This is a genomic window from Streptococcus sp. DTU_2020_1001019_1_SI_AUS_MUR_006 (assembly GCF_032340315.1).
GTDB lineage: Bacteria > Bacillota > Bacilli > Lactobacillales > Streptococcaceae > Streptococcus.
In genome coordinates this window covers 188,224-213,928 of sequence record NZ_CP135436.1, presented here as the reverse complement: position 1 = coordinate 213,928, position 25,705 = coordinate 188,224, and the positions used below count along the sequence as shown (strand labels likewise).

Here is a 25,705-nt window from a genome sequence, read left to right as displayed (position 1 = left end):
GTACTGAAATCGACTTTGGTTTTTAGATATTGCATCAGAAAAGGAGTATATGATTAAAATGATGGAAAAAATAAGTGTTATTGTTCCTGTTTACATGTCAGAACTATATCTTGAAAAATGTTTGGATAGTATCGTTCAACAAACCTATCAAAATCTTGAAATTATTTTGATTAATGATGGCTCAACAGATGGTTCAGCAGCAATTTGTCAACGTTATCAAAAGCAAGATGCACGTGTTAAAGTCTATCATAAAAGAAATGGTGGAGTTTCTTCTAGCCGCAATCGTGCCTTGGAAGTGGTAACTGGGGATTATATCGTTTTTGCAGATAATGATGACTGGTTGGAGTTGGATCATATCCAAAATCTTTATGATTTATTGAAAAAAACAGATGCAGATATTGCAATCGGAAACTTTACTCAATTTTTGGATGATCAAGCTAGTTTTTTGATTCATGTAGGAGCAGATGATTATTTTGAGAAGACTTATACGCCATTTGAATGGTTTAACCATCAATATGATAGTAAGTATAATTTCAGTCAATGCTTCACAGTTCCGTGGGCGAAGTTATACAAGACAGAGCTATTTAAAGATATTGTATATCCAACAGATAAAAGTGTAGAGGATGATTACACAACTTATAAAGTTTATCTTCAGGCAGATAAAATTGCTTTTATGAATAAGGCTATTTATATCCATAGAAAACGTTCTACAAGTGTTACAAGGACAGTCAATCTTGCAGATGTATATCCCTTAAAGAGTATTGAAGAACGTATGACTATTCTCCAATTAATTGGAGCTCCTCAGGAGTTATTAGATAGAGAAATTCAAGCTTATAAATGGCGGTTATCTATTCATGAAGAAGAAACTCTTAAACATGGGGACGTGGAATCTTATCAACAAATTTTGGTCAAAAAAGCAATTGCAGCTAAATATTTTGAAGGTTAGTCAAACACATTTTATAAATTGATTTTTCTCTATTTTTAGATAGAAAAAGTGACCTATACTCAAAAATTAGAATGTTATCTCGTTTTTGCTATAGGTTGCTTTTTACGTTTATCAGATAGCTATTCTATAGTAGATTGAATCTAGAATAGTACACCACAACTGCTAAAAATATTTCTAGAAATTAGTTTGACTTTCCTAATCTCTCTATTCGCATCTTATTTCAATCCACTATATAAACATTTTTTCAATTTTAAATTTATAGTAGATCAAATACAAAACGGTACACTGTGAATTCTAAAAAATGCTAGAAATTGACTTAACTACTCTGGTAAATTTGTTCAGATTCTATTTCATTTCACCATAATACTCAATTGTTTTCAAAAAACAACCTCGTCCATTGTCTGCTGACAGTGGACTTTAAAATACTTTTTTCCAGTCCTTGAATAACTTCTTGAAGCTTATCAATGACAGATTCCAATGTTTGGAAAGCCTTATTTTTAAAACCTCGTTTTTGAATTTCTTTCCAGACTTGTTCAATAGGGTTCATTTCTGGTGCGTAAGGTGGGATATAGTCGCTTAGTTTATAAAATACATGTTATAATAAAGTTATGGCATATAGTACAGATTTTAGACAAGGAGCATTAGATTACATCAAAGAGGGACACAGCCATGTCGAGGCAGCCAAAGTTTTTGATGTTGGCGTTAGAACTCTCTTTACTTGGGAAAAGAAATTACGTGAACAAGGGCACTTAGAACGGAAAAAGCGAGTCGCCAAAAGCCGAAAAATTCCTTTGGAGGAGTTGAAGACCTCTGTAGAGGCTCATCCAGATGCTTTTTTACGGGAAATTGCGGCACATTTTGATTGTGCTGTTCCTTCAGTATGGGCAGCTTTAAAGCAGATCAATGTCACTTTAAAAAAAGACGACTAGCTTTAAGGAACAAGATCCAGAGAAAGTCGCTGAATTTCTTGATATTTTGGATAACCTAAAAGATTTACCAGTTGTATATATTGACGAAACAGGAATCGATCGCTACCTCTATCGTCCTCATGCACGGGCTCCTAGAGGAGAGAAAGTCTATGAAAAGATTAGTGGACGGCGTTTTGAGCGGACTTCAATTGTTGCAGGACAAGTAGACGGAGAGTTTATAGCTCCTATGATTTACAAGGAAAATATGGCGAGCGATTTCTTTGTGGAGTGGTTCAAAACGCAACTTCTACCTGCTTTGAAGACCCCTCATGTCATTGTCATGGACAATGCTAGTTTTCATCCCAAGAACATCTTGGATGAGCTTTGCATTCAAGATAAACACTTTTTCTTACCTCTACCACCGTATTCACCAGATTTGAATCCTATTGAGCAGGCTTGGGCTATCTTGAAAAAGAAAGTGACAGATTTATTAAGGGAAGTCCCCAATATCTTTGAATCATTAGAGTGCTTTTTAAAACTAAATGACTATAACTCTTTTCTTTTGAGCGAAAATAAATAATCTGTAGACGTTTATGATATTTGGCGTACGATGAATCTCTTAGGAGTTGTTCAATTTTTTGTATTTCTTCATTTGTAAGTTTCATAACTACTATTATAAGATGTTTTTTTGATTTTAGTATAGTATAAAATAATAAGGTTATTTACATCGATAGATTCCTAAAATATACTTGAGATGAATTATAGTGAGTTGAATCTGGAATAGCACACCACAGTTCCTAAAATATTTTTATAAAGTGATTTAGATTTCCCAATTATTTTGTTCAGTTTTTAATTCATTTCACTGTAAAAATTTATCTTTAGGATTGATTATTCGAAAATGTTATCATATAATTACAGCGAGATTACAATATTGAATTTATTAAGCTATTTTACTTTTGTTTTTGTATAATTATTTAATTTGGAAAGTAATTATAATTTAACACTGTATGAGCGATACTGTCAATGAAATAAATATATTTTTGAAATTGAAATTCCTTAATAGCTCAAAAAATAGCAAAAAAAAATGTTATAATAGTAGGAAAGGAGAGCGACTACATGACTGAAAAAATTACTGTAATTGTACCCGTTTATAATGTTGAAAATTATCTAGAAAAATGTTTGGATAGTTTAATAAACCAAACTTATAAAAATCTTGAAATTATCGTTATCAATGATGGCTCTACAGATAATTCGGGCACAATTTGTCAAGAGTACGCACAAAAAGATAATCGAATTGTCTATATTGAAAAAGAAAATGGTGGTCAAGCGGAAGCAAGAAATATGGGCTTGGATCGAGTGACTGGATCTTATGTGAGCTTTGTTGATTCGGATGATTGGGTCGAGTTAGATTATGTAGAAACCCTATATAAAAAAATAACGGAGTATCAGGCTGATATTGCGGTTGGAAATTATTGTAAGTTTAATGAGTCTGATTCAAATTTCTATTTTCATATATCTGGAAATTATTTTGAGAAACTTTATGACAATGTCTCTATAGTGGATTGTTTAAATGATTCTAATAGATTATTAAATTCAGCATTGATAGTTGCTTGGGGAAAAATTTATAGAAAAGAAATTATTTCTAATTTTCGTTTTCCGGTAGGAATAGTGACTGAAGATACAGTATTTAATTTGAAAATATTATTAGCTTCTAAAAGTATTGTTTATATTAATAAAGCTTCTTATATCTACAGAGTTAGGAGTGGAAGTATTTCAAATACTTGGGATGAAAAATGGATTAGAGATTGCATATACGCTATAGAAGATAGATTGGCATTGTTATCAACATTAGGTTATCCAATGTCAGAACATATACATGCTTATAAATTTATTTTAAATCATATAACTTCTGAAAGTAAGAACAGAGGAATATCAGAATCTCATGTGTTAGATCAGATAAAAGAGAAGAAGATGTTATTAGATTTACTTCAGACTCAAAATCAGGAATTTAAGAAAGCTATTGTCCTCGCAGCTAACTATGCCTATGTTGAGCAGGTCATGACGACTATTAAATCTATTTGCTATCATAATCGCTCAATTCGTTTCTATTTGATTAATAGTGATTTTCCAAATGAGTGGATTAAGCAATTAAATAAGCGATTAGAAGTATATAATTCAGAGATTATCAATTGTCGGGTAACTTCTGAGCAAATTTCGCGTTATAAAACAGATATTAGTTACACAGTATTTTTGCGTTATTTTGTATCTGACTTTGTGAAAGAAGATAAGGCTCTCTATTTAGACTGCGACTTGGTAGTAACTAAAAATCTGGATAACTTGTTTGAAACAGATTTGCAAGACTATCCATTAGCAGCTGTTCGAGATTATGGAGGAAGAGTATACTATGGTAGGGAAATGTTCAATGCGGGTGTTTTACTAATCAACAATCGTTTGTGGAAACAAGAAAATATGTCCCAACGCTTGATAGATTTGACAAATGAGTGGCATGATAAGGTGGATCAAGCAGATCAAAGTATTTTAAATATGCTCTTTGAAAATAGATGGCTAGAGATGGAATTTGACAATAACCATGTTGTGATTCATAAGCAATTCACAGATTATGAGTTACCAGCAGATCAAGATTATCCTGGTATTATCCACTATCTCTCACATAGAAAGCCGTGGTTTGATTTAGCTGCGCAGACCTATCGTGATGTTTGGTGGTATTATCATAGTCTCGAATGGACAGAGTTAGGAAAAAATCATCATTTACATCCATTACAAAAATCACATATCTATCCTATCAGAGAACCGCTTACTTGTTTAATTTATACGTCTTCAGATCAGATTGAACAAATTGAGACATTGATTCAATCTTTGCCTAATATTCAATTTAAGATTGCGGCTAGAGTGATGGTCAGTGATCGTTTGAAACAATTGTTGGTCTATCCAAATGTAACTGTTTATGCTGGAATTAATTATTTAGCAGAACTAGATCAAGAATTAATTGAGACTAGTCAGGTACTTTTAGATATTAATCATGGTGAAAAAACAGAGGAAATGTTAGATCAATTTTCAGAAAGAGGAAAGTTGATTTTAGCTTTTGAGAATACAAAATATCGTGAAGTTGGACAGATAACCTACAAAGTAGAACAAGTTCAAGAAATGATTGAAAAATTAAGAGAAGTGGAAGAAAAACATGGATTTTAAAGATTCTGTAAAGTTATTAGGAGATTTTCATCATATAGAGATTTCCCCCACCAGTACTATTGAATTAGGAACAGATGTTACATTTCGTTCATTTGTAAGTTTAGAAGTAGCTAATAATGCTAAATTAACACTTGGAAATAGAGTTTTCTTTAATGACCATTGTACGATTCGTTGTGGTAAAGAAATTGAAATTGGTAAGGATACCATGTTTGGAGATGGGGTAAGGATTTTTGACCATAATCATAAATACTCAAATTACCATATCGAAAAAATTCAATTTACTGCTGATAAAATAACGATAGGAAAAAATTGCTGGATTGGAACTAATGTTGTCATTTTAAAAGGGGTGACGATTGGAGATAATGTCATTATTGGAGCAAATGCCCTAATTTATAAAGATATACCAGCTAATTCTATCGTTACTTCTCAGGAGGATTTAAAAATCATTCCTAGGAAACAACACCAATTTCATGTTTTTACTTTAACAGCTTCAGACACTTTAGAAAACCTAGACTATCTTGTTCAGAATCTTCCAGAGGTAGCTTTCCATATAGCAGCTAAAACAAATATTTCGGATTATCTTGAAAGTTTCAATCGTTATGAGAACGTGAATATATACACAAATGTTCATCATGATGATATTATTGAGGATTTGTTGAAGAAATCAGATATTTATTTAGATATTAACCATTGGGGAGAGGTGGATGGTATTGTTCATAGAGCAATAGAACAGAATAAGCCTGTTTATGCTTTTGAGAATACCAATCATGATTCAAGTGGATTTAGTAAAGTTTTTCGACAAGAAGATGCAAATGGAATGGTGACAGAGATGAAAAAATTTTTAGGAGAAGAAAAATTATAGTATGGAGAATGAATTAATCAGTATTGTAGTTCCAATTTACAACGTTGAGAATTACTTGCGAATGTGTTTGGATAGCATTCAAAATCAGACGTATCAAAATTTTGAGTGTTTATTAATCAATGATGGTTCTCCAGATAATTCAGCAGATATCTGTAGAGAATATCTTGCTAAAGATGCTCGTTTCCGTTACTTTGAAAAAGAAAATGGTGGCTCATCTTCAGCAAGAAATTTTGGGATTGAACGTTCGGAGGGGGAGTATGTTACGTTTGTAGACTCTGATGATTGGTTGGAACATGATGCTTTACAACTGTTATATGATGCATTGAAAAAAGAAAATGCGGATATTAGTATCGGACGTTATAATTGTTACGATGAATCACGTTGCCAATATTTGTTTTATGATTCTAATCCAGATGATTCTCTTGAGGTGATAGAAGGAAAAGAAATCATAGATAGAGAAGGTGTCGAAGAAATGAAGACTGGGAATTGGACTGTAGCTTATTTGAAATTAATTAAGAGAGAGTTACTACAAGATTTACCATTTCCTATAGGGAAAATGGCTGAGGATACATACTGGACATGGAAGGTACTTCTAAAAGCTTCGAAGGTGGTCTATTTAAATCGTTGTATTTACTGGTACCGCGTTGGTTTGACTGGTACTTTATCAAATACATGGAGCGAAAAACGTATATATGATGAAATAGAGGCTAGGGAAGAGAAAATCTCTATTTTGGCAAGTTTAGATTATGACTTGACCAATCATATTTTAGTTTATAAAAATAGATTACAAAGAGTGATAGCGAAGTTAGAAGTACAAAATATGCAGTCTACGGAGATTTATAGAAGAATGATGGAAAAATTGTCTTTACTACCGTAGTAATAAAAAATGAGATAATACAATATGAAACTACATTTAACAAACTTATACGGTATGGCTGGTGATAGTACTGTTATTCTAGCCCAAAATGCTGTACAAAAAATAGCCAGTCAACTGGGATTTAGAGAGGTTGGCATTTATTTTTACAATATTGCTTCAGATAGCCCTTCTGAAATGAATAAGCGTCTGGATGGCATTATGGCTAGTATCTCTATTGGTGATATCTTAGTCTTTCAATCTCCTACTTGGAATGGTTTTGAATTTGATCGTGTCTTATTTGATAAGCTGAAGGATATGCAGGTGAAAATTGTTTGCTTTATTCATGACGTTGTTCCTCTCATGTTTGATAGTAACTATTATCTCATGAAAGAATACATGTATATGTATAATCTATCAGATGTTTTGATAGTTCCATCAGAGAGAATGAAAGCACGCTTGATGGAAGAAGGCTTGACAACTAAGAAAATCCTCGTTCAAGGGATGTGGGACCATCCTCATGATTTATCCTTATACACTCCAGATTTAAAAAAAGAACTCTTTTTTGCTGGAAGTTTAGAGCGTTTTCCAGACTTACAAAATTGGTCTCAAGATACGCCTTTAAGAGTATTTTCAAATAAAGGGGAGGCTAGTTCTAGTGCTAGAAATCTTAGTATTGAAGGATGGAAAAAAGATGAGGAACTGTTGCTAGAATTATCAAAAGGTGGATTTGGTCTTGTCTGGGGAACTCATCAAAATGATGGAGAAAGTAACCAATATTACACCCTGAATATATCTCATAAGGTTAGCACCTATCTGACAGCCGGGATCCCAGTCATTGTACCAAGTAGCTTATCAACTGCTAAATTTATAGTAGATCAAGGCTTGGGCTTTGTGGCAGATAGCCTAGAAGAGGTTCATGAGATAGTTGATAAAATGAATCTACAAGAATATCAAGAAATGACGAATCGGATAAAGACCTTTAGTTATTTGCTAAAAGAGGGTTATTTTACAAAAAAATTACTGGTAGATGCCATCTATCAATTAGGAATTAACTAGGAGAAAATATGAAAAAAGCAATTGTACTAGCTGGGGATTGCATCTATACTTCCCAGCTAGAAACGACGATCAAGTCCATTCTCTATCACAATCGAGACCTTAACATTTATATTTTAAACCAAGATATCATGCCAGATTGGTTTCGGAAACCTCGCAAAATGGCTCGAATGCTGGGGAGCGACATCATCGATGTGAAGTTACCCGAGCAAGCCGTGTTTCAGCAGTGGAGTAAACAGGATCATATCAGTGCGATTGCCTATGCTCGCTATTTTATAGCCGACTACATTCCAGAAGATAAGGTTTTATATTTAGATTCGGATTTGATTGTGAATGATTCTTTAGAGGGATTGTTTACTATCAATCTTGGAGATAAGTGGCTGGCTGCTGTTAGGGATACAGAGGGTGTTACCTTTAATACTGGGGTTCTCTTAATTAACAATGCCAAATGGAAACAAGAGAATATTAAAGAGTTACTCATTACTCAATCAATTGAAACTCTAAAAATAGTAGCAGAAGGTCGTTTTAAAAATTTCAATGGTGATCAGACTATTTTTAATCAGGTTGTCAAGGATAACTGGCTAGAATTGGACCGTCGATTCAATTTGCAAGTTGGACATGATGTTGTCGCTTTTTATAGTAATTGGCCAAATTTTTTTGATGAATCATCCTACAGACCTGTTGTTTTGCATTTTTTATCTCATAGAAAACCATGGACGACATTGATAGCTAATCGCTACCGTGATCTCTGGTGGGATTTTCATGATTTAGAATGGACGCAAATTTTGCAACACCATATGGGTGAGTTTGAACTAGTTTCCCCTCAGAATCGAGGATTTTCTTGCTTGACGCTTACAACATCGCAAGATTTAGAAGGAATAGAAGAACTGCTTACAGCTTTACCAGACGTGATTTTCCATATCGCAGCCTGGACCGATATGGGCGAAAAGCTCAAAAGACTGGCAAGCTATGATAACGTCCGCCTCTATCCTCAAATTGTTCCTCCAGTATTAGAAAATCTTAAAAATCTAGCTTCAATCTACCTTGATATTAACCATGGCAATGTGGAGCAATCGATGTTGGAGTCCATGAAAAAACAAGGGAAACCAATGCTGGCTTTCCAATCCACCCAACATGGAAATTGTGGTCAAGTTTTATTTGAAACAGGGAAAACTGCTTTGATGATTGAGGCAATCAAAGATTTCAAGGAGAATGGGCACTTTACACGATTTTATCAAGTTCCAGAATTAACGTGTTTAACCTTTACGGCTTCTCAAGAACTAGAACAATTAGACTACTTAGCAGAACAATTGCCAAATGTAGCCTTTCATGTAGCAGCCTGGACAAGTATGGGGCCAAAACTTCATGACCTATCCAATCGTTATCCAAATATCCACCTCCATCCAGCAATTTCAAAAGAAAAACTCGAAGAACTAAAAGAGCAGATGGATGTTTATCTGGATATTAACCTAGAAACCTCAACTTCAGACATGGTTGCAGATGTAGTTCAACTGTCTAAGCCTGTCTTTGCTTTTTATAAATCTCAAAATGGCTATCATGGACAAAGACTATATTCGAGTGAGCACCCTGAACGGATGCTAGCAGACCTTCAAAAACTTCTTGATGGGGAACCACTGGCAAAACAAGAAGATCCTATTCAGGTTAAGAGCATTGATGAAACTCTGGATTATATCATTGAACACCAGTCGTCTTTAGTTCGCTTTGGAGATGGCGAGATCAATATGCTTGCTGGGCATTCAATTCCCTACCAAAACTATGATGAAGAGCTCGTTTCCACCATGCGAGAGATTATAGGTTTAGAAAGTGCGAAAGACCTAGTAGTCTGCCTTCCTGATGCTTTTACGGATCGTTTCAAATTTACATCATGGGCCATTCCCTTCTGGAAAGAACATATGGATCATTATATGGACTTTTATCGCGAACTCTGCACGGGTTCGTGGTATGGTTCAACCTTTGTATCACGTCCTTACATTGATTTCGAAGATAAGAGTCAGGCCAAAGGTCAATTTGATAAACTGAAAAGTATTTGGGAAAATCAAGACCTACTCATTGTAGAAGGGGCTACTTCACGTTCGGGTGTCGGCAATGATTTATTTGATGAAGCAAAATCGATTAAACGAATCGTTTGTTCATCTCATAGTGCCTATTCGCGTGTCGATGAGATTGAGCAAGAGATAGAAAAGCATGCAGCTGGGCGTCTTGTTTTATGCATGCTTGGACCTACAGCCAAGGTTTTGGCTTACCGTCTAAGTCAGAAAGGCTATCAGGTCTTAGATATTGGACACATCGACTCAGAATATGAGTGGATGAAGATGGGAGCTAAAACTAAGGTTAAATTTGCCCATAAACATACGGCTGAATATAATTTTGATCAAGATATTGAATTTATCGAAGATGAGACCTATACAAGTCAAATAGTTGCTGATTTATCAAAAGCAACTCAGTAAAAGGAGAACGAATGAAAAAACAGCAGTCAGTTATCTTTGCAGGAGATTATGCCTATATTCGTCAAATTGAAACTGCTATAAAATCAATCTGTCGCCACAATAGCCATTTGAAAATATATGTACTTAATCAAGATATTCCACAAGAATGGTTTATGAATATTCGGACCTATATTCAACAAATGGGTGGGGATTTGATTGATTGTAAGGTCATTGGAGCAAAATATAAGATGAACTGGACCAATCAGTTGCTTCATATCAATCACATGACCTTTGCCCGCTACTTTATTCCAGATTTTGTCGAAGAAGATAAGGTTCTCTATTTAGATAGTGATTTAGTTGTGACTGGTGATTTGAGTCAGCTGTTTGAAATAGAACTAGAAGAAAATTATTTGGCAGCAGCTCGTTCTTGTTTTGGTGCAGGAGTTGGTTTTAATGCAGGTGTATTATTAATCAATAATAAAAAGTGGAAATCAGATGACATCAGACAGAGATTGGTTGATTTAACTGAGAGAGAGCATGAAAACGTGGGAGAAGGAGATCAGTCTATTCTCAATATTCTCTTTAGGGATAGCTGCTATCAGCTAGAAGATACCTATAATTTTCAAATAGGTTTTGATGCTGGTGCAGCTGAAATGAATCATCGTTTTGTCTTTGATATTCCGCTAACACCTCTTCCAAAAATTTTACACTATATCTCTCCAGATAAACCTTGGAACCAATTCTCTGTTGGTCGTCTCAGAGACCAATGGTGGCACTATTCCATGATGGAGTGGTCATATATTGTATCTACTTGGAGAGAAAAGAATCTTGTTTGTACTGCAGATGTTTACAAACCTAAGTTAAGATGCATGAACCTAACCAATTCTTGGTGTGTTAAGAAAATAGATTATCTGGCTCAACACTTGCCTGAGGTCCATTTTTACATTGCTGCTCATACATTTATGGCAGATGAACTGAAGCGCTTATCAGCTTTTCAAAATGTGACTCTCTATCCAAATTCCTTCCCTCTTTTAGTGGAGAATGTTCTTGAACAATCGGATCTTTATTTAGACCTAAACATGGATCAAAAACTAACTTACATTTATGATTTGGTTCAAAAATACCAAAAGCCGATGCTCAGTTTTGATAGTAGTCGTTGTCCAGATTTGCCTGATACTTGCTATGCAGGTGTTTACTCTGAAAGTCGACCAGAAGAATTAGTAGAAGCAATTAAGTGCTATATGAAGGAGAGAGAATAGTGAGAAAGTCAATTGTACTTGCGGCAGATAATGCCTATCTCATCCAGTTAGAAACAACCATCAAATCGATTTTATATCATAATCAAGATGTTGATTTTTATATACTAAATAGTGATATCGCACCAGAGTGGTTCAAGTTATTAGCAAAGAAAATGACAGTTGTGAATTCTACTATTCATAATGTCCATTTGAACAAAGAGATATTTGAAGGTTATAAGACGGGGCCTCATTTAAATTACGCTTCATACTTTCGTTTTTTTGCTACGGAAGTGGTTCATTCTGAACGAGTTCTGTATCTTGATTCAGATATCATTGTGACAGGGGACTTGTCACCTTTATATACAATGGATCTTCAAGGCTATTATGTAGGTGCTGTCGATGATGTATATGCCTACGAAGGTAGGGAATCAGGATTTAATTCTGGTGTTTTAATCATGGATGTAGCAAAATGGAAAGAGCACTTAATTGTTAATAGTCTATTAGAATTAGCAGCAGAACAGAATCAGGCTGTGCATCTAGGGGATCAAAGTATTTTAAATATTTACTTTGAAAACAAATGGCTGCCCTTAGACCAAACTTATAATTATATGGTTGGTGTAGATACTTATCATCTAACCCAGAAGTGTCAACGTCTGGATGATCAGCCACCAGTAATTGTTCATTTTGCTAGTCATGATAAGCCATGGAACACCTATAGTATTTCACGGCTTCGTGAACTCTGGTGGACTTATAGAGATTTGGATTGGACAGAGATTGCTTTTAAACGTTCTAGTTTGAACTACTTTAAACGGAGTAATCAATCTCAAAAACAAGCGATGATTGTGACTTGGAGTGCTAATGTGGAGCATTTAGAGTATTTGATTAGTAGCCTACCAGATTGGCATTTCCATCTAGCAGCTCCAGTTTACTGTATTGAGTCGGTCACAAAGCTATCCTCTTATCCTAATATGACTTTGTACCAGTCTATCCTTCATCAAAGAATTGATTGATTATTGGATGATTCCAGTATTTACTTGGATATTAATAGGGGTGATGAAGTCTTGGATGTAGTTTCAAGAGCAAAAGAAAGAGGAAAGAAAATTTTTGCTTTTGAAGACACTCGAAAAAAAGCTGAAGATAGTATCTATGATGGCATTTTCTCTATCGATAAACCAGAGGACTTGGTAGCTGCTATGAAAAACTTGGATACTAACTAATTACCAAGTGATTGAGAGTTACCTGTAAGATTAGAGGATGAGTGAAGAATGATATAATTTTCAAATCTCATTTGTAACAACAGCTTGAGTGATTTGACTGCAACCTATAACTAATGAAAAGGAGTATTTCGTGAAACGATTTTTTTCATCTATAGCAGTAAAGAAAGGTCTAGGAACCTTGTTTCTGCTCTTTGTTTATGTATTAGGGAGTCGAATTACTCTTCCTTTTATCGATTTGAATAGCAGGGATTTCCTTGGCGGTGCTACCGCCTATTTGGCCTTTTCAACCGCAATTACAGGTGGAAATCTACGGAGCTTGTCAATCTTTTCAGTCGGTTTATCTCCTTGGATGTCATCGATGATTTTATGGCAGATGTTCTCCTTTTCTAAGCGTTTGAATCTTGCCTCTGGTTCGACTGAGGTTCAGGATAGGAGAAAGATGTATCTAACCTTGACAATCGCTTTGATTCAATCGCTAGCCTTAGCGGTAAATCTACCAATCAAGGACAACTATAATACACTTTTGGTACTCATACTCAACACGATATTGCTGATAGCTGGAACCTTTTTCTTGATATGGTTATCAGATATTAACTCGGTGATAGGTGTTGGTGGCTCTATTGTCATCTTGTTGACCAGTATGATTATCTATATTCCCCAAGACATTGTACAATCGATACAAAAATTAGGGATTCCTATGTGGATTGTTGAAATACTCGGAGCGATGGGGATCGTTTTTGCCTATCTCATTGCAATTTTTTATCGTGCTCGTTATCGGATTCCAGTCAATAAGATTGGTCTCCACTCTCGCTTTAAGCGTTATTCTTATTTTGATATAATGCTGAATCCTGCAGGTGGGATGCCCTTCATGTACGTGATGAGTTTAATTAACTTACCAACGTACTTGTTTCTTTTGTTGCAATTATTTGATCCAGGAAATCCAGTTTATCAACAAATAACGATCCAATATGCGATGGGGAAACCCTTGTGGATCTATACCTATATAGCGACCTTGTTTGTCTTTAGTATTGCCTTTGCTTTTGTCAATATTAGTGGAGAGCAGGTGGCAGAACGGATGAAAAAATCTGGCGAGTATATTTATGGCATCTATCCAGGTGAGGACACTAGTAAATATATCAATAATCTAGTATTCAAGTTTGCTATTGTAGGTGGTATCTTTAATGTGTTATTCGCAGGTCTACCGATGTTGTTTGTTTTAATGGATGAACAATTATTAAGAGTGAGTATGATACCAGGTTTGTTTATGATTTTAAGTGGTATGATCTTTAACATTAAAGATGAAATTAGAGCACTGAAGTTAAATGAAACTTATAAACCACTGATTTAGGAGAGTGTTATGTATTATTTTATTCCGGCTTGGTATGGTAGCCATCAGCAGTGGCATGCTGATATAACCCCTTGGTACTTTTCACAATTTAAATTAGAATTTGACGATACCTTTAATCAGATTCGTCTACTAGATAGGTTGGAACAATCGACACGTCTATTGATTTTGGCTTATCAGCCACATCTTCGCTATTTTTTACATCGTCATGGTGTATTAGAAGCTGAAGTATATTCTATTTTTGATGAGATGCAGGATATTACTGATATTTCTCCACAAGTCTTGAATATCAGAGATATCGAGTGGGATAAGGACTGTGAATTTATATACAGTCCTTTCGCCATTATTGTCCAAAAAGATGGAAATCGCTATGCTCAGATTGAGCATGGAGTGGAAGGATTTATTAGTGATATCCAGTATTTTGATATCCAAGGGCAAATGTCTAAACGCTATATTATGGATGACAGAGGCTTTGTTTCGAGTGTCATTTATTATCAGGACAATTATCCAGCTTGTCAAGATTACCTGAATCCTAAAGGGATTTGGCAATTCAGAGAGTATTTACAAGAGGATGGTAGGGTAGAGATTAATCCTATTTTTGCCTTTCGTTTTCATTCGCTCCATTATAGTGATATGGGGCAGTTGGTTGCTGAATTTTTTGAGAAACGACTCGAGAAGATTGAAGAGAGTAGTGATTTGTTTATTGTCCCATCTGATTCTCGGCATAACGATTTTGTTCTAAATCGTTTACCTGAAGCAAATCCGAAAATCTTGAGCCTTTTCATCGGTCGCAATCCAAAGCAGACTATGAGAGACCTTCTTGGTCCTATATCCAAAGTCGATTTGGTCTTGGTTGATAGGGAGGATAGCCTTCAGCTTTTGCAGGAATTGTATCCAGATAAATACAATCTGTTCAAACATTTATCGCCATTTGATACTCGTTTGAGATTGGGAAAAAGTCAGACAAAGAGGGAATCCATTATTTACTATCAACTTAATTTTGAAGAAGAAGTGGACAAAGAAGGACTTTTCCAAATATTATCCTTCCTTGCAGAGACCAAAGATACTGAGGTAATTTTCGGTGCTTTTGCTGCCAATAACGACCAGATGGAGAGAGTGGCAGATATAATTCAAGAGATCATAGATGAAAAATTCCCAGCAAAGAGTTTTGAAAAAGCGGTTGACTATGAAGGGGCTGAAAATCCTTTAAAGGAAAATGCACAGCAGAAACTCCGTTATCGCCTGTTAAACATCAATGATGAATTGGAAATGATTAAGACATTAGAATATGTGCGTTTGATTGTTGATTTGAATCCTCAACCTCATCTATATACCCAAATAGCAGGGATTAGTGCAGGAATTCCTCAGGTGAATCAAGTAGAGACTGTCTATGTTGACCATTTGAAAAATGGCTACCTGCTTTCTACCATCACAGAATTTAAGAAAGCGGCCCATCACTACCTGGATACCCTAAAAGAATGGAATCAGTCTTTAATCTACTCGATTGATAAAATCAAGGAACATACAGGTGAAAAATTTGTGGAAAAACTAGATCAATGGATAGAGGAGAGTACAAATGTCAAAGGATCTTAAAATCCTACAGATAGGGACGGGAAATTGGAAACATCGTTATGAGATCCCTAAGAAAATGGAATGGTATTATTTTTATCCTAATTCTCCTAAGGTACTTAAGGAAACGATAAAAATGGATGAGATTCGCAAGTTTAATGCCATTCTCATTGAAGACGGCCGTTACTTGGTTGACCTATTACCAATTATTAAAATGATCGATCCTTATACGATTTTTTATAACCAAGAGTTTCAAACAAGCAACCCTCTTATTTTAGATTTAATCAAGAAACGCTGTGCCCAAGCAATCGACTTTTCAGATCCACAGAGGCTATTAAAAGATTTATCAACTTCCTTATTTGGTGGTGGTTATGGAGATAAGTTGAATCCCTCTGCAATTGATGTCCATCCAAGTTTTAAGGGTTCTATTTCTTATCAAGGGTTTGAATATTTGCTCTTAGAGGGAGATTTTGGTTCTGAATTTTCCCAAGTAGCTAATTGGAAATACAACTTTGTATCATCAACAAAACTTCCAATCGAGGTGTGGTTAGAGTATGAAAAAAGTGAAGGTGTAGAATTTCAGTTTCGTGTTCGAAAAATGCCTGAAGGTTCAGTTTCGGATGTGGTTGAAGACTTGATGTATACAGAAGAGGAACTAGAAACGGCTCTAGTCATGGAGCAGGATTACAATGCCCACCTCTGTATGTCTATTGAAGCGCGTGGTCAGGGAAGCTTAAAATTGGGAAATCTACATCAGCGTTGGACCCGTAAACAATTTGGGAAATTTGTCCTTGGAGGCAATATTTTACACGATAGTAAGAGAGACGAGATTAACTACTTCTTTCATCCTGGGGATTTTAAGCCACCATTGGCTGTTTACTTTTCAGGATTCCGACCTGCCGAGGGATTTGAAGGATACTGGATGATGCAAAATTTCAAGTGCCCCTTCATTTTGTTCTCGGACCCTCGCTTAATAGGTGGAGCTTTTTACCTAGGTAGTGAAGAACTAGAAGAAAAAATCAAACAAACGATTGAACATTATCAGGAATATTTAGGTTTTGAAAAAAAAGATTTGATTTTATCAGGTTTATCAATGGGAACCTTCCCTTCTCTTTACTATGGCTCATTCTTTGAACCGAAAGGAATCGTTGTGGGTAAACCCTTAGCAAATTTAGGGACAATTGCTAAACGTGGTAGACTGGAAGCACCAGGTATCTTTCCAACAGGATTTGACGTGCTCCACCATCAAACTGGAGGGATCAGCCCGGCCCATATGGATGAGTTGGATAACCGTTTTTGGTCTGCCTTCAAACAAGCAGATTTTTCTCAAACGACGTTTGGTCTTTCTTACATGAAGGATGAGGATATGGATAGTCATGCCTATGATCAGCTAGTCACTACGCTCTGTCAAACTGGAGCGAAGATCTTATCAAAAGGAACAGCAGGTCGACACAATGATGATACAGAAACCAACGTTATCTGGTTTATCCATTTTTATAACATGATATTACAAGCAGAATTTGGAAGAGGTGAGACATGATTATAAATCAAAGAGAAGACATACTCTGGGGAGATATGGGAGCAACTTACCTGTATGGAACTCGAGTTCAGTTTTGGGAAGATGGCCATATCAGTCTTTCAAATCCATTACTAGCTCCAGGAGAAGTTCTCAAATCATGGCTTTCAAGCTTGAATTATCAAGGTGGTAGAAGTCAACCCAGCCTACCTCTCTTAAAAAGAAATCATCGCTATCAATTCACCATGAATATGACTTGTTATCCTGAAAATAGCATTTACATAAAACTAGTTTTCTTGGACCGTTACGAAGAAGTGCTAGAAGAAAAAGTTGAGAAAACCCTATCTTTTTCTTTCGTTTATCCTGAGGAGGCTTATACCTATAGAGTTTCTCTCATTGCTGCTGGGTTTGAGTCACTCGATTTTTATTCTTTCTCAATTAAGGAGTATGATCGTGTTTAATAGTTTGTATCAAAATAGAAAACTCAGAAAAGTCGGAGCTACTTTAAAAAAGATCAATGGTCTCAAAGATGAGATGGCAGCTCTTAGCGATGAAGCCTTGGCAGTAAAAACGGTAGAGTTTCGTCAACGTTTAGCAGAGGGGGAAACCCTAGATGACTTACTTGTTGAAGCTTTTGCAGTTGTACGTGAAGCTGATAAGCGAATCCTAGGGATGTTTCCTTATGACGTTCAAGTTATGGGGGGCATTGTCATCCACCAGGGGAATGTTGCGGAGATGAATACCGGTGAAGGAAAGACTTTGACTGCGACTATGCCTCTTTATCTCAATGCCCTAACTGGTAAAGGTGCCATGTTGATTACGACCAATGAATATCTAGCTAAACGTGACGCAGAGGAAATGGGGCCGGTCTATCGATTCTTAGGCTTAAGTATAGGGATCCCATTCACTGATGATCCTGAGGAAGAATTAAAAGCCGAAGATAAAAAGAAAATTTATAACTCAGATATCATCTATTTAACCAATAGTAGTCTAGGTTTTGATTATCTAAGTGATAATTTAGCTTCCAGTAGTAATGAAAAGTTTTTGCGCCCATTTGACTATGTCATCATTGATGAAATTGATGATATTTTACTAGATAGTGCACAGACCCCACTCATCATTGCGGGATCTCCTCGCGTTCAGTCCAACTACTATGGCATCATCGATACTTTAGTAACAACTATGGTTGAAAATGAAGACTATATCTTTAAAGAAGAAAAAGAAGAGATATGGTTGACTACAAAGGGGGCTAAAACTGCTGAAAGCTTCCTAGGGATTGATAACTTGTATAAGGAAGAATACGCGACTTATGTACGACATCTAGTCTATTCCTTGAGAGCTCATAAGTTGTTCACGAGAGATAAGGAGTACATCATTCGAGATGATGAAATGATTCTCCTGGATAAAGGAACAGGTCGTTTGATGGAAATGACCAAGTTGCAGGGAGGTCTTCATCAGGCCATCGAAGCCAAGGAGCATGTGAAACTCTCTCCTGAAACGCGAGCAATGGCCTCTATTACCTATCAAAGTCTTTTCAAAATGTTTAATAAGATATCAGGAATGACTGGGACTGGGAAGGTCGCAGAGAAGGAATTTTTGGAAACCTATAATATGTCTGTTATCCGAATTCCGACTAATCGTCCCTTGATCCGAAAAGACTATCCAGACAATCTTTATGTAACACTACCAGAAAAGGTTTATGCTTCACTTGAATGTATCAAGGAATACCATCTCAAAGGAAACCCACTACTAGTCTTTGTAGGATCGGTTGAGATGTCGCATCTCTATTCGTCCCTACTGTTGCGGGAAGGAATCGCCCATAACGTCTTGAATGCCAATAATGCTGCGCGTGAGGCACAAATTGTCTCAGAATCAGGTCAGATGGGAGCCGTGACGGTTGCAACATCCATGGCAGGTCGAGGAACAGATATTAAATTGGGACCTGGAGTTGCCGAGCTTGGTGGCCTAGTAGTTATCGGTACAGAACGAATGGAAAGCCAGCGAATCGATCTGCAAATTAGAGGACGCTCGGGTAGACAAGGAGATCCAGGTTTGTCGAAGTTTTTTGTATCATTAGAAGATGATGTTATCAAGAAGTTCGGTCCATCCTGGGTTCACAGAATGTACAAAGAGTACAGTGTTGCAGATATTACTCAACCACAAGTCCTTGAGGGAAGAAAATACCACAGACTGGTTGAGAAAGCTCAAAATGCAAGTGATAGTGCTAGTCGCGCCAACAGACAGAGAACACTAGAATATGCTGAGAGTATGAATATCCAACGTGATCTCATCTATAAGGAAAGAAATCGTTTAATAAATGGAGAGAGAGATCTTAGAGATGTATTATCTGAGATGATTGACGAGTATATTGAAACAATTTTATCTGAAAACATAAAAACTAGAGAAGAATTATTTCACTATATTGTCACGAATATCAGTTTTAATATTAGAGAATTACCTCTTGATCTAGTCATTGAAGATCAACAAGCGTTGAGAAATTTCCTGATTCAGATCATTAACAATGAGTTAAATGATAAGAAGACCTTGTTAGAACCTCATGATTTATATGACCAATTTTTGAGAGTTTCCATGCTTAAAGCCATTGATGATAACTGGGTAGAACAAGTGGACTACCTGCAACAGTTGATGATGGCAATTGGCGGACAATCAGCCAGTCAAACGAACCCTATCGTAGAATACTACCGAGAAGCCTATATGGGATTTGAAGCCATGAAAGAGCAGATTCGTTCAGATATGGTACGAAATATCTTGATGGGCTTGGTACAGATGGGACCTAAGGGCGAAATCGTAACCCATTTTCCATAAAAAGGGGACAATATGACAATTTACAATATAAATTTAGGAATCGGCTGGGCCAGCAGTGGTGTTGAATATGCCCAAGCTTATCGTGCGGGTATTTTTCGCAACCTGAACCTGCCGTCGAAGTTTATCTTTACAGATATGATTTTGGGAGATAATATACAACATTTGACTGCAAATATCGGCTTTGATGACGATCAAGTCATCTGGCTTTACAATCACTTTACAGATATCAAAATTGCACCGACCAGTGTGACGGTAGATGATGTGTTAGCTTATTTTGAAGGTGTCGAAAGCCGTCGTGAAAGAAATGGGAAAATTGAACGAATCTTCTTCTCAGATGAAGACAAGTTTATCACTTGTTATTTGGTAGATGAGGAAAAAGATTTTGTCCAACATGTGGAGTATGTGTATGCTGGTAAGTTAATCCGCAAGGATTACTTCTCTTACACACGCTACTGCACAGAATATTTTGCTCCTAAAGACAATGTAGCGACACTCTATCAAAGAACCTTCTACAATGAAGATGGGACTCCGGCTTATGAAATGTTCATGAATCAAGGGACCGAGGAAGTCTACCGTTTCAAGGATCGCATTTTATACGGGAAGCCTGCCTTGATCCGTTATTTCATGCAGACACTTGGGTTAAGTAAATCAGATCTAGTGATTTTAGACCGTGAGACAGGAATTGGTCAGGTGGTCTTTGAAGAAGCGCGTGCTGCTCACCTTGCTGTTGTCGTTCACGCTGAGCACTATAGTGAAAATGCGACCAATGATGATTATATCCTTTGGAACAACTATTATGACTACCAGTTTACCAATGCAGATAAGGTCGATCTCTTTATCGTTTCAACGGATCGTCAAAAGGAAGTTCTAGAGCAACAGTTTGCTCACTATACCACACATGCTCCTAAGATTGTGACCATTCCAGTTGGAAGTGTTGACCAATTAACAAAACCGCAAGAGAGCCGTAAGCCATTTTCTCTCATTACAGCTTCGCGTCTAGCTAAGGAAAAACATATTGATTGGCTTGTCAAGGCTGTGATTGAGGCTCATAAGGAATTGCCAGAATTAACCTTTGATATCTACGGTAGTGGTGGCGAAGAAGGACGTCTACATGAGATTATCGCTGCAGGTCAGGCAGAAGAGTATATTAAACTCAAGGGCCATGCAGAACTTTCCCAAATCTATTCACAGTATGAAGTTTATCTAACTGCTTCTACAAGTGAAGGATTTGGTTTGACTCTCATGGAAGCAATTGGTTCAGGATTGCCATTGATTGGTTTTGATGTTCCTTATGGAAATCAAACCTTCATCGAAGATGGCGAAAATGGTTACTTGATTCCAAGTTCATCTGACCATGTCGAAGATGAAATTAAGAAAGCTTATGCAGAAAAAATCTGCCAACTGTATTTGGAAAATCGTTTGGAAAGTATGAGAGAAAAATCCTACCAGATTGCTGAGAAATTCTTGACTCAAGAGATTTTGAACAAATGGGAAAAAACAATCAAGGAGGTAGTGGATGATTCAGTTATTTGATCTATATAATCAAGAAAGCCAAGATTTGCACTATAGTCTGACTGAGGCAGGCCTGTCTGATTTGGCTGTGGTTATTGAACCAGATGGATTTTTGCCAGATGGAGTTGTCTCACCTTTCACCTATTATTTGGGTTATGACAGCGGTAAACCCTTGTACTTTAACCAAGTTCCTGTACCAGACTTTTGGGAGATTGCTGGGAATAATCAATTTGGAACCATCAATGACCTCAATCAAGAACGAGCAGTGATACATTTTGCAGATGGCTTACAGGCTCGTTTGGTAAAAAAAGTCGAATGGAAAACACCAGCAGGCCGCATCTTCCAAGTGGATCACTACAATCGTTTTGGAGCTTGTTTTGCTAAGACTACCTTTGATGGATCTGGTCAAGCTATTATGACTTCTTATCGGAATGTAGATCAAAAAGAAGTTATTTTGGAAAACCATGTCACAGGTGATATTCTCCTGACCTTGGAAGGTCAAGGATTGCGCCATTTTTCTGGTCGAGTGGCCTTTATCATAGACTTCTTGCAAGGTTTGAAAGTGAATCTTGACCACATTCTCTTTAATACCCTATCTACATCGTTTTTGACTTCCTTCCATTTCCCAGACAAATCAGGTCAGGATATTCTAGTTTGGCAAGAACCATTACATAATGATATACCAGGAAATATGCAGCTAATCTTGGAGAATGACCAGCTTCGAGCTAAGACCATTATCATTCCAGATTATGCGACCTATGAACACGCTTTGCAGTTGACGGATGAAAAATTCCATCATAAGTTTAGTCATTTAGGCTATCATTATCACTTTAAGCGTGATAATTTTGTTCGTCCTGATGCCTTGATAGTGACCAATTCGGACCAACTAGAGCAAGTCGAAAAACTGGTGGAAAGTTTACCAAGGGTTACTTTCCGAATCGCAGCAGTGACAGAGATGTCATCCAAGTTGCTGGATATGCTCCGCTATCCCAATGTCGTACTCTATCAAAATGCCAGTCCCCAAAAGATTCAGGAGCTTTATCAGTTATCAGATATCTATTTGGATATCAACTATGGGAATGAACTACTTCAAGCTGTTCGTCAGGCTTTTGAACACAACCAACTGGTCCTAGCTTTTGAGGAAACAGCCCATAATCGCCGCTATACAGCTCCAAATCATATTTTCGCTAAGGAAGCAGTTGATGACATGATTCATACCATTGAGTTAGCCCTTTCTCATGTCAAAGAGATGGGTCGAGCTCTTGGAGATCAAGGGTACCATGCCAATTATGTGGATCCAATCATGTATCAGGAGCGGATGGAAACCATTTTAGGAGAAAGCCATGACTAAAAAAGATCTATTTTATCAGGATGTTGAAGGTCGTATGGAAGAGATGAAACAAGAACCCATCAAAAAAGAAAAATCTACACGTGGTGAAAAAATCAGTAAAACATTCTCTTTCTTGTTGGGATTGATTATTTTGATAGGTTTGCTGTTTACTTTAATAGGACTTTTGAGGTAGTTAAATGACTGAATTATTGATAATTTTAACCATTATTTTAGCTATTGCCTTAATCATCCTTGTGACCATTCAACCAAGACAAACTCAAATTTTTTCTATGGATGCAACTAGTAATATCGGAAAGCCCAGCTATTGGCAAAGCAATACGCTTGTTAAAGTTCTAACTTTGCTCGTTAGCTTAGCCTTATTTGTGATGCTACTCCTCTTTATGGCCTTAACATTTTCATGATCTATATTTTTTAAAGAGACAATGCTTGATTTTAACAGTGAAGATTTAAAGAAATTTAAGTTTGAGGAGAAAAGTTTAAGAAAACTTTTAGGAATCTAGCTTATACTATAAGCATAAGTTAAGAAGACCTTAACTTTAACTCCTAAAAATTTTTCATAATAATCTCCCTATAAAATAAAGTCGCCCAATCAGGCGGCTTATTTTTTTGTTCTAAGTCTATGCTTTTTCATGATATAATAGCTTTATGAGATTAGATAAATTTTTAGTTGCCTGCGCTGTCGGGAGTCGGACTGAGGTTAAAAACTTTCTAAAGGCAGGGCGCGTGACGGTCAATGGTAAAAAGGAAAAATCTGCCAAGCTACAAATCAATGAAGAGACAGACGAGATTTGTTTTGACGGGCAAAAGCTAGAGTACGAGGAGTTTGTTTACTATATGATGAACAAGCCCCAGGGGGTTATCTCAGCGACTGAAGATCCTAAACATAAGACTGTGTTGGATTTGTTAGATGATTTAGCTCGATCAAAGGAAGTTTTCCCAGTGGGACGTTTGGATATCGACACGCATGGACTCCTACTCTTGACCAATGATGGCCAACGGGCTCATGCTCTTCTTTCTCCTAAACGTCATGTGGATAAGACTTATCTGGCACAGGTCAAGGGAATCATGACGGATGAAGACATTGAGACATTTGCACAAGGGATTCCGCTAAAAGACTTTACCTGTAAGCCTGCCAAACTGGAGCTTGTGGCTCTTGATAGAGAAAAAAACCAAAGTCTAGTTCGTGTGACTATTGCCGAGGGGAAATTCCATCAGGTTAAACGCATGGTAGCCTACTGTGGCAAGGAAGTGATGGACTTGCAACGTCTGACCATGGGAACTTTGACCTTGGATGAGGATTTGAAACGTGGAGAATGGCGTCGCTTGGCCAAAGAGGAATTAGAAGGCTTGCTCGAAAGTGTTAGGTAAACTGTGGAATCTTTGAAAAAGGTGAGGAAAATATCCTTGCCTTTTTCAGTTTTTGGTTGCTTCCTTTGTGAAAAGAGTTATAATAGACTGTAGAATAAAAGGAGGATTTTATGAACGCGATTCAAGAATCATTTACAGATAAATTATTTGCTAATTATGAAGCAAATGTCAAATACCAAGCTATCGAAAATGCTGCCAGCCACAATGGAATCTTTGCAGCCCTTGAGCGTCGTCAAAGCCATGTAGATAACACACCTGTTTTCTCACTTGATTTGACAAAGGACAAGGTCACTAACCAGAAGGCTTCTGGTCGCTGCTGGATGTTTGCGGCCCTTAATACCTTCCGCCACAAACTCATCTCTCAATACAAACTTGAAAACTTTGAATTGTCACAAGCTCACACCTTCTTCTGGGACAAGTATGAAAAATCAAACTGGTTCTTGGAGCAAGTCATTGCGACTGCAGACCAAGAATTGACAAGTCGCAAGGTTAGCTTCCTACTCCAAACTCCACAACAAGATGGTGGTCAATGGGATATGGTTGTGGCTCTCTTTGAGAAATATGGTGTCGTTCCTAAGTCTGTTTATCCAGAGTCTGTTTCATCTAGCAGCAGCCGTGAACTCAATGCAATCCTTAACAAATTGCTTCGTCAAGATGCTCAAATCTTGCGTGACCTCTTGGCTTCTGGTGCAGATCAAGCGACTGTACAAGCTAAGAAAGAAGACCTTTTGCAAGAAATCTTTAACTTCCTTGCCATGTCACTAGGACTTCCACCACGTCAATTTGACTTTGCTTATCGTGATAAGGACAACAACTACCAAAGCGAAAAAGGCATCACACCACAAGAGTTTTACAAGAAATACGTTGACCTTCCACTAGAAGACTACGTTTCTGTGATCAATGCTCCAACTGCTGACAAACCTTACGGTAAATCTTACACAGTTGAGATGTTGGGAAATGTCGTTGGTAGCCGTGCAGTTCGCTACATCAACGTACCGATGGAACGTTTGAAAGAATTGGCGATTGCCCAAATGCAGACAGGAGAAACTGTTTGGTTTGGTTCAGATGTTGGCCAGCTCAGCAACCGTAAAGCCGGAATACTTGCGACAGATGTCTATGACTTTGAATCAAGCATGGACATTCAACTCACTCAAGACAAGGCAGGACGTTTGGACTACAGCGAAAGCTTGATGACTCACGCCATGGTCTTGACAGGGGTTGATTTGGATGAAAATGGCAAATCAATCAAGTGGAAAGTTGAAAACTCATGGGGAGACAAGGTCGGTACAGATGGATACTTTGTTGCCTCAGATGCTTGGATGGACGAATACACTTACCAGATTGTTGTTCGTAAAGAATTACTAACAGCAGAAGAACAAGCTGCCTATGAAGCAGAACCAATCGTCCTTGCACCATGGGATCCAATGGGTGCCTTGGCTGAATAAATGAGATATAAAAAGAACGGTTCTATAATTTTTAGG

At 37.0% G+C, this 25,705-nt stretch carries 18 protein-coding genes and 4 pseudogenes; 20 read left to right on the top strand and 2 right to left on the bottom strand.

The window, feature by feature from the left end:
* Window positions 1-61: 61 nt before the first annotated feature.
* The gene (locus RRU92_RS01065; RefSeq protein WP_315640894.1) at window positions 62-946 is read left to right on the top strand and encodes a glycosyltransferase family 2 protein; all 885 of its coding nucleotides are present in this window, start codon (window positions 62-64) and stop codon (window positions 944-946) included.
* Window positions 947-1,313: 367 nt separating this feature from the next.
* Here the strand turns inward: RRU92_RS01065 and RRU92_RS01060 are convergent.
* A pseudogene (locus tag RRU92_RS01060) lies at window positions 1,314-1,517 on the bottom strand (transposase); the annotation flags it as partial.
* A 37-nt stretch (window positions 1,518-1,554) separates the two neighbouring features.
* Between RRU92_RS01060 and RRU92_RS01055 the strand changes: the two are divergent.
* Window positions 1,555-2,434: pseudogene (locus tag RRU92_RS01055) on the top strand (IS630 family transposase).
* Here the strand turns inward: RRU92_RS01055 and RRU92_RS01050 are convergent.
* Window positions 2,391-2,519: pseudogene (locus tag RRU92_RS01050) on the bottom strand (IS630 family transposase); the annotation flags it as partial. The pseudogenes RRU92_RS01055 and RRU92_RS01050 sit on opposite strands and share 44 nt — an antisense overlap.
* 451 nt (window positions 2,520-2,970) lie before the next feature.
* On the opposite strand from RRU92_RS01050, the gene RRU92_RS01045 reads away from it, so the two are divergent.
* From RRU92_RS01045 to pepC, 18 genes and pseudogenes are all read left to right on the top strand, one after another.
* On the top strand, window positions 2,971-5,064 hold the full coding sequence (locus RRU92_RS01045; RefSeq protein WP_315640024.1) for a glycosyltransferase: 2,094 nt from the start codon (window positions 2,971-2,973) through the stop codon (window positions 5,062-5,064).
* Window positions 5,054-5,926, top strand: coding sequence for a DapH/DapD/GlmU-related protein (locus tag RRU92_RS01040; protein WP_315640023.1), 873 nt, complete (start codon window positions 5,054-5,056; stop codon window positions 5,924-5,926). The genes RRU92_RS01045 and RRU92_RS01040 overlap by 11 nt, the downstream gene beginning before the upstream one ends.
* Window position 5,927: 1 nt before the next feature.
* The gene (locus tag RRU92_RS01035; protein WP_315640022.1) at window positions 5,928-6,803 is read left to right on the top strand and encodes a glycosyltransferase family 2 protein; all 876 of its coding nucleotides are present in this window, start codon (window positions 5,928-5,930) and stop codon (window positions 6,801-6,803) included.
* A 24-nt stretch (window positions 6,804-6,827) separates the two neighbouring features.
* Window positions 6,828-7,838 carry a sugar transferase gene (locus tag RRU92_RS01030; protein ID WP_315640021.1) on the top strand — a complete coding sequence of 337 codons (1,011 nt, stop codon included), beginning with the start codon at window positions 6,828-6,830 and terminating at the stop codon, window positions 7,836-7,838.
* Between the two features lie 8 nt (window positions 7,839-7,846).
* Window positions 7,847-10,303: an SP_1767 family glycosyltransferase gene (locus tag RRU92_RS01025; RefSeq protein ID WP_315640020.1), complete on the top strand. Its 2,457-nt coding sequence runs from the start codon at window positions 7,847-7,849 to the stop codon at window positions 10,301-10,303.
* 11 nt (window positions 10,304-10,314) lie between these two features.
* A complete protein-coding gene (locus RRU92_RS01020) occupies window positions 10,315-11,541 on the top strand; it encodes a glycosyltransferase family 8 protein (protein ID WP_315640019.1) in 1,227 nt (408 codons plus the stop codon).
* Window positions 11,541-12,737 (top strand): annotated as a pseudogene (locus RRU92_RS01015) (glycosyltransferase family 8 protein). Before RRU92_RS01020 ends, RRU92_RS01015 begins: the two are co-directional and overlap by 1 nt.
* A 130-nt stretch (window positions 12,738-12,867) precedes the next feature.
* Window positions 12,868-14,085 carry an accessory Sec system protein translocase subunit SecY2 gene (secY2, locus tag RRU92_RS01010; protein ID WP_315640018.1) on the top strand — a complete coding sequence of 406 codons (1,218 nt, stop codon included), beginning with the start codon at window positions 12,868-12,870 and terminating at the stop codon, window positions 14,083-14,085.
* Window positions 14,086-14,094: 9 nt separating this feature from the next.
* The gene (gene asp1 / locus RRU92_RS01005) at window positions 14,095-15,675 is read left to right on the top strand and encodes an accessory Sec system protein Asp1 (protein WP_315640017.1); all 1,581 of its coding nucleotides are present in this window, start codon (window positions 14,095-14,097) and stop codon (window positions 15,673-15,675) included.
* Complete coding sequence (gene asp2, locus RRU92_RS01000) at window positions 15,659-17,191, top strand: accessory Sec system protein Asp2 (protein ID WP_315640016.1); 1,533 nt, start codon at window positions 15,659-15,661, stop codon at window positions 17,189-17,191. The genes asp1 and asp2 overlap by 17 nt, the downstream gene beginning before the upstream one ends.
* Complete coding sequence (gene asp3 / locus RRU92_RS00995; RefSeq protein ID WP_315640015.1) at window positions 17,188-17,628, top strand: accessory Sec system protein Asp3; 441 nt, start codon at window positions 17,188-17,190, stop codon at window positions 17,626-17,628. The genes asp2 and asp3 overlap by 4 nt, the downstream gene beginning before the upstream one ends.
* Window positions 17,615-19,993 (top strand): accessory Sec system translocase SecA2, encoded by a 2,379-nt coding sequence (secA2, locus tag RRU92_RS00990; RefSeq protein ID WP_410530761.1) that lies wholly within the window; start codon window positions 17,615-17,617, stop codon window positions 19,991-19,993. Before asp3 ends, secA2 begins: the two co-directional genes overlap by 14 nt.
* A gap of 12 nt (window positions 19,994-20,005) precedes the next feature.
* Window positions 20,006-21,526: an accessory Sec system glycosyltransferase GtfA gene (gene gtfA, locus RRU92_RS00985; RefSeq protein ID WP_315640012.1), complete on the top strand. Its 1,521-nt coding sequence runs from the start codon at window positions 20,006-20,008 to the stop codon at window positions 21,524-21,526.
* Window positions 21,510-22,856: an accessory Sec system glycosylation chaperone GtfB gene (gtfB, locus tag RRU92_RS00980; RefSeq protein WP_315640009.1), complete on the top strand. Its 1,347-nt coding sequence runs from the start codon at window positions 21,510-21,512 to the stop codon at window positions 22,854-22,856. Before gtfA ends, gtfB begins: the two co-directional genes overlap by 17 nt.
* Window positions 22,849-23,028, top strand: coding sequence for an accessory Sec system protein Asp4 (asp4, locus tag RRU92_RS00975; RefSeq protein WP_075230876.1), 180 nt, complete (start codon window positions 22,849-22,851; stop codon window positions 23,026-23,028). Before gtfB ends, asp4 begins: the two co-directional genes overlap by 8 nt.
* A gap of 4 nt (window positions 23,029-23,032) precedes the next feature.
* A complete protein-coding gene (gene asp5 / locus RRU92_RS00970) occupies window positions 23,033-23,257 on the top strand; it encodes an accessory Sec system protein Asp5 (protein WP_075230877.1) in 225 nt (74 codons plus the stop codon).
* Window positions 23,258-23,501: 244 nt separating this feature from the next.
* Window positions 23,502-24,224 (top strand): pseudouridine synthase, encoded by a 723-nt coding sequence (locus RRU92_RS00965; protein ID WP_315640007.1) that lies wholly within the window; start codon window positions 23,502-23,504, stop codon window positions 24,222-24,224.
* Window positions 24,225-24,334: 110 nt separating this feature from the next.
* Window positions 24,335-25,669 (top strand): aminopeptidase C, encoded by a 1,335-nt coding sequence (gene pepC / locus RRU92_RS00960; protein ID WP_315640006.1) that lies wholly within the window; start codon window positions 24,335-24,337, stop codon window positions 25,667-25,669.
* Window positions 25,670-25,705 lie beyond the last annotated feature (36 nt).

Excerpts from the sequence above, each read along its gene's own strand:
- RRU92_RS01065 (WP_315640894.1), top strand. The coding sequence starts at position 62 with ATGGAAAAAATAAGTGTTATTGTTCCTGTTTACATGTCAGAACTATAT.
- RRU92_RS01045 (WP_315640024.1), top strand. The coding sequence starts at position 2,971 with ATGACTGAAAAAATTACTGTAATTGTACCCGTTTATAATGTTGAAAAT.
- RRU92_RS01040 (WP_315640023.1), top strand. The coding sequence starts at position 5,054 with ATGGATTTTAAAGATTCTGTAAAGTTATTAGGAGATTTTCATCATATA.
- RRU92_RS01035 (WP_315640022.1), top strand. The coding sequence starts at position 5,928 with ATGGAGAATGAATTAATCAGTATTGTAGTTCCAATTTACAACGTTGAG.
- RRU92_RS01030 (WP_315640021.1), top strand. The coding sequence starts at position 6,828 with ATGAAACTACATTTAACAAACTTATACGGTATGGCTGGTGATAGTACT.
- RRU92_RS01025 (WP_315640020.1), top strand. The coding sequence starts at position 7,847 with ATGAAAAAAGCAATTGTACTAGCTGGGGATTGCATCTATACTTCCCAG.
- RRU92_RS01020 (WP_315640019.1), top strand. The coding sequence starts at position 10,315 with ATGAAAAAACAGCAGTCAGTTATCTTTGCAGGAGATTATGCCTATATT.
- asp1 (WP_315640017.1), top strand. The coding sequence starts at position 14,095 with ATGTATTATTTTATTCCGGCTTGGTATGGTAGCCATCAGCAGTGGCAT.
- asp2 (WP_315640016.1), top strand. The coding sequence starts at position 15,659 with ATGTCAAAGGATCTTAAAATCCTACAGATAGGGACGGGAAATTGGAAA.
- asp3 (WP_315640015.1), top strand. The coding sequence starts at position 17,188 with ATGATTATAAATCAAAGAGAAGACATACTCTGGGGAGATATGGGAGCA.
- secA2 (WP_410530761.1), top strand. The coding sequence starts at position 17,615 with ATGATCGTGTTTAATAGTTTGTATCAAAATAGAAAACTCAGAAAAGTC.
- gtfA (WP_315640012.1), top strand. The coding sequence starts at position 20,006 with ATGACAATTTACAATATAAATTTAGGAATCGGCTGGGCCAGCAGTGGT.
- gtfB (WP_315640009.1), top strand. The coding sequence starts at position 21,510 with ATGATTCAGTTATTTGATCTATATAATCAAGAAAGCCAAGATTTGCAC.
- asp4 (WP_075230876.1), top strand. The coding sequence starts at position 22,849 with ATGACTAAAAAAGATCTATTTTATCAGGATGTTGAAGGTCGTATGGAA.
- asp5 (WP_075230877.1), top strand. The coding sequence starts at position 23,033 with ATGACTGAATTATTGATAATTTTAACCATTATTTTAGCTATTGCCTTA.
- RRU92_RS00965 (WP_315640007.1), top strand. The coding sequence starts at position 23,502 with ATGAGATTAGATAAATTTTTAGTTGCCTGCGCTGTCGGGAGTCGGACT.
- pepC (WP_315640006.1), top strand. The coding sequence starts at position 24,335 with ATGAACGCGATTCAAGAATCATTTACAGATAAATTATTTGCTAATTAT.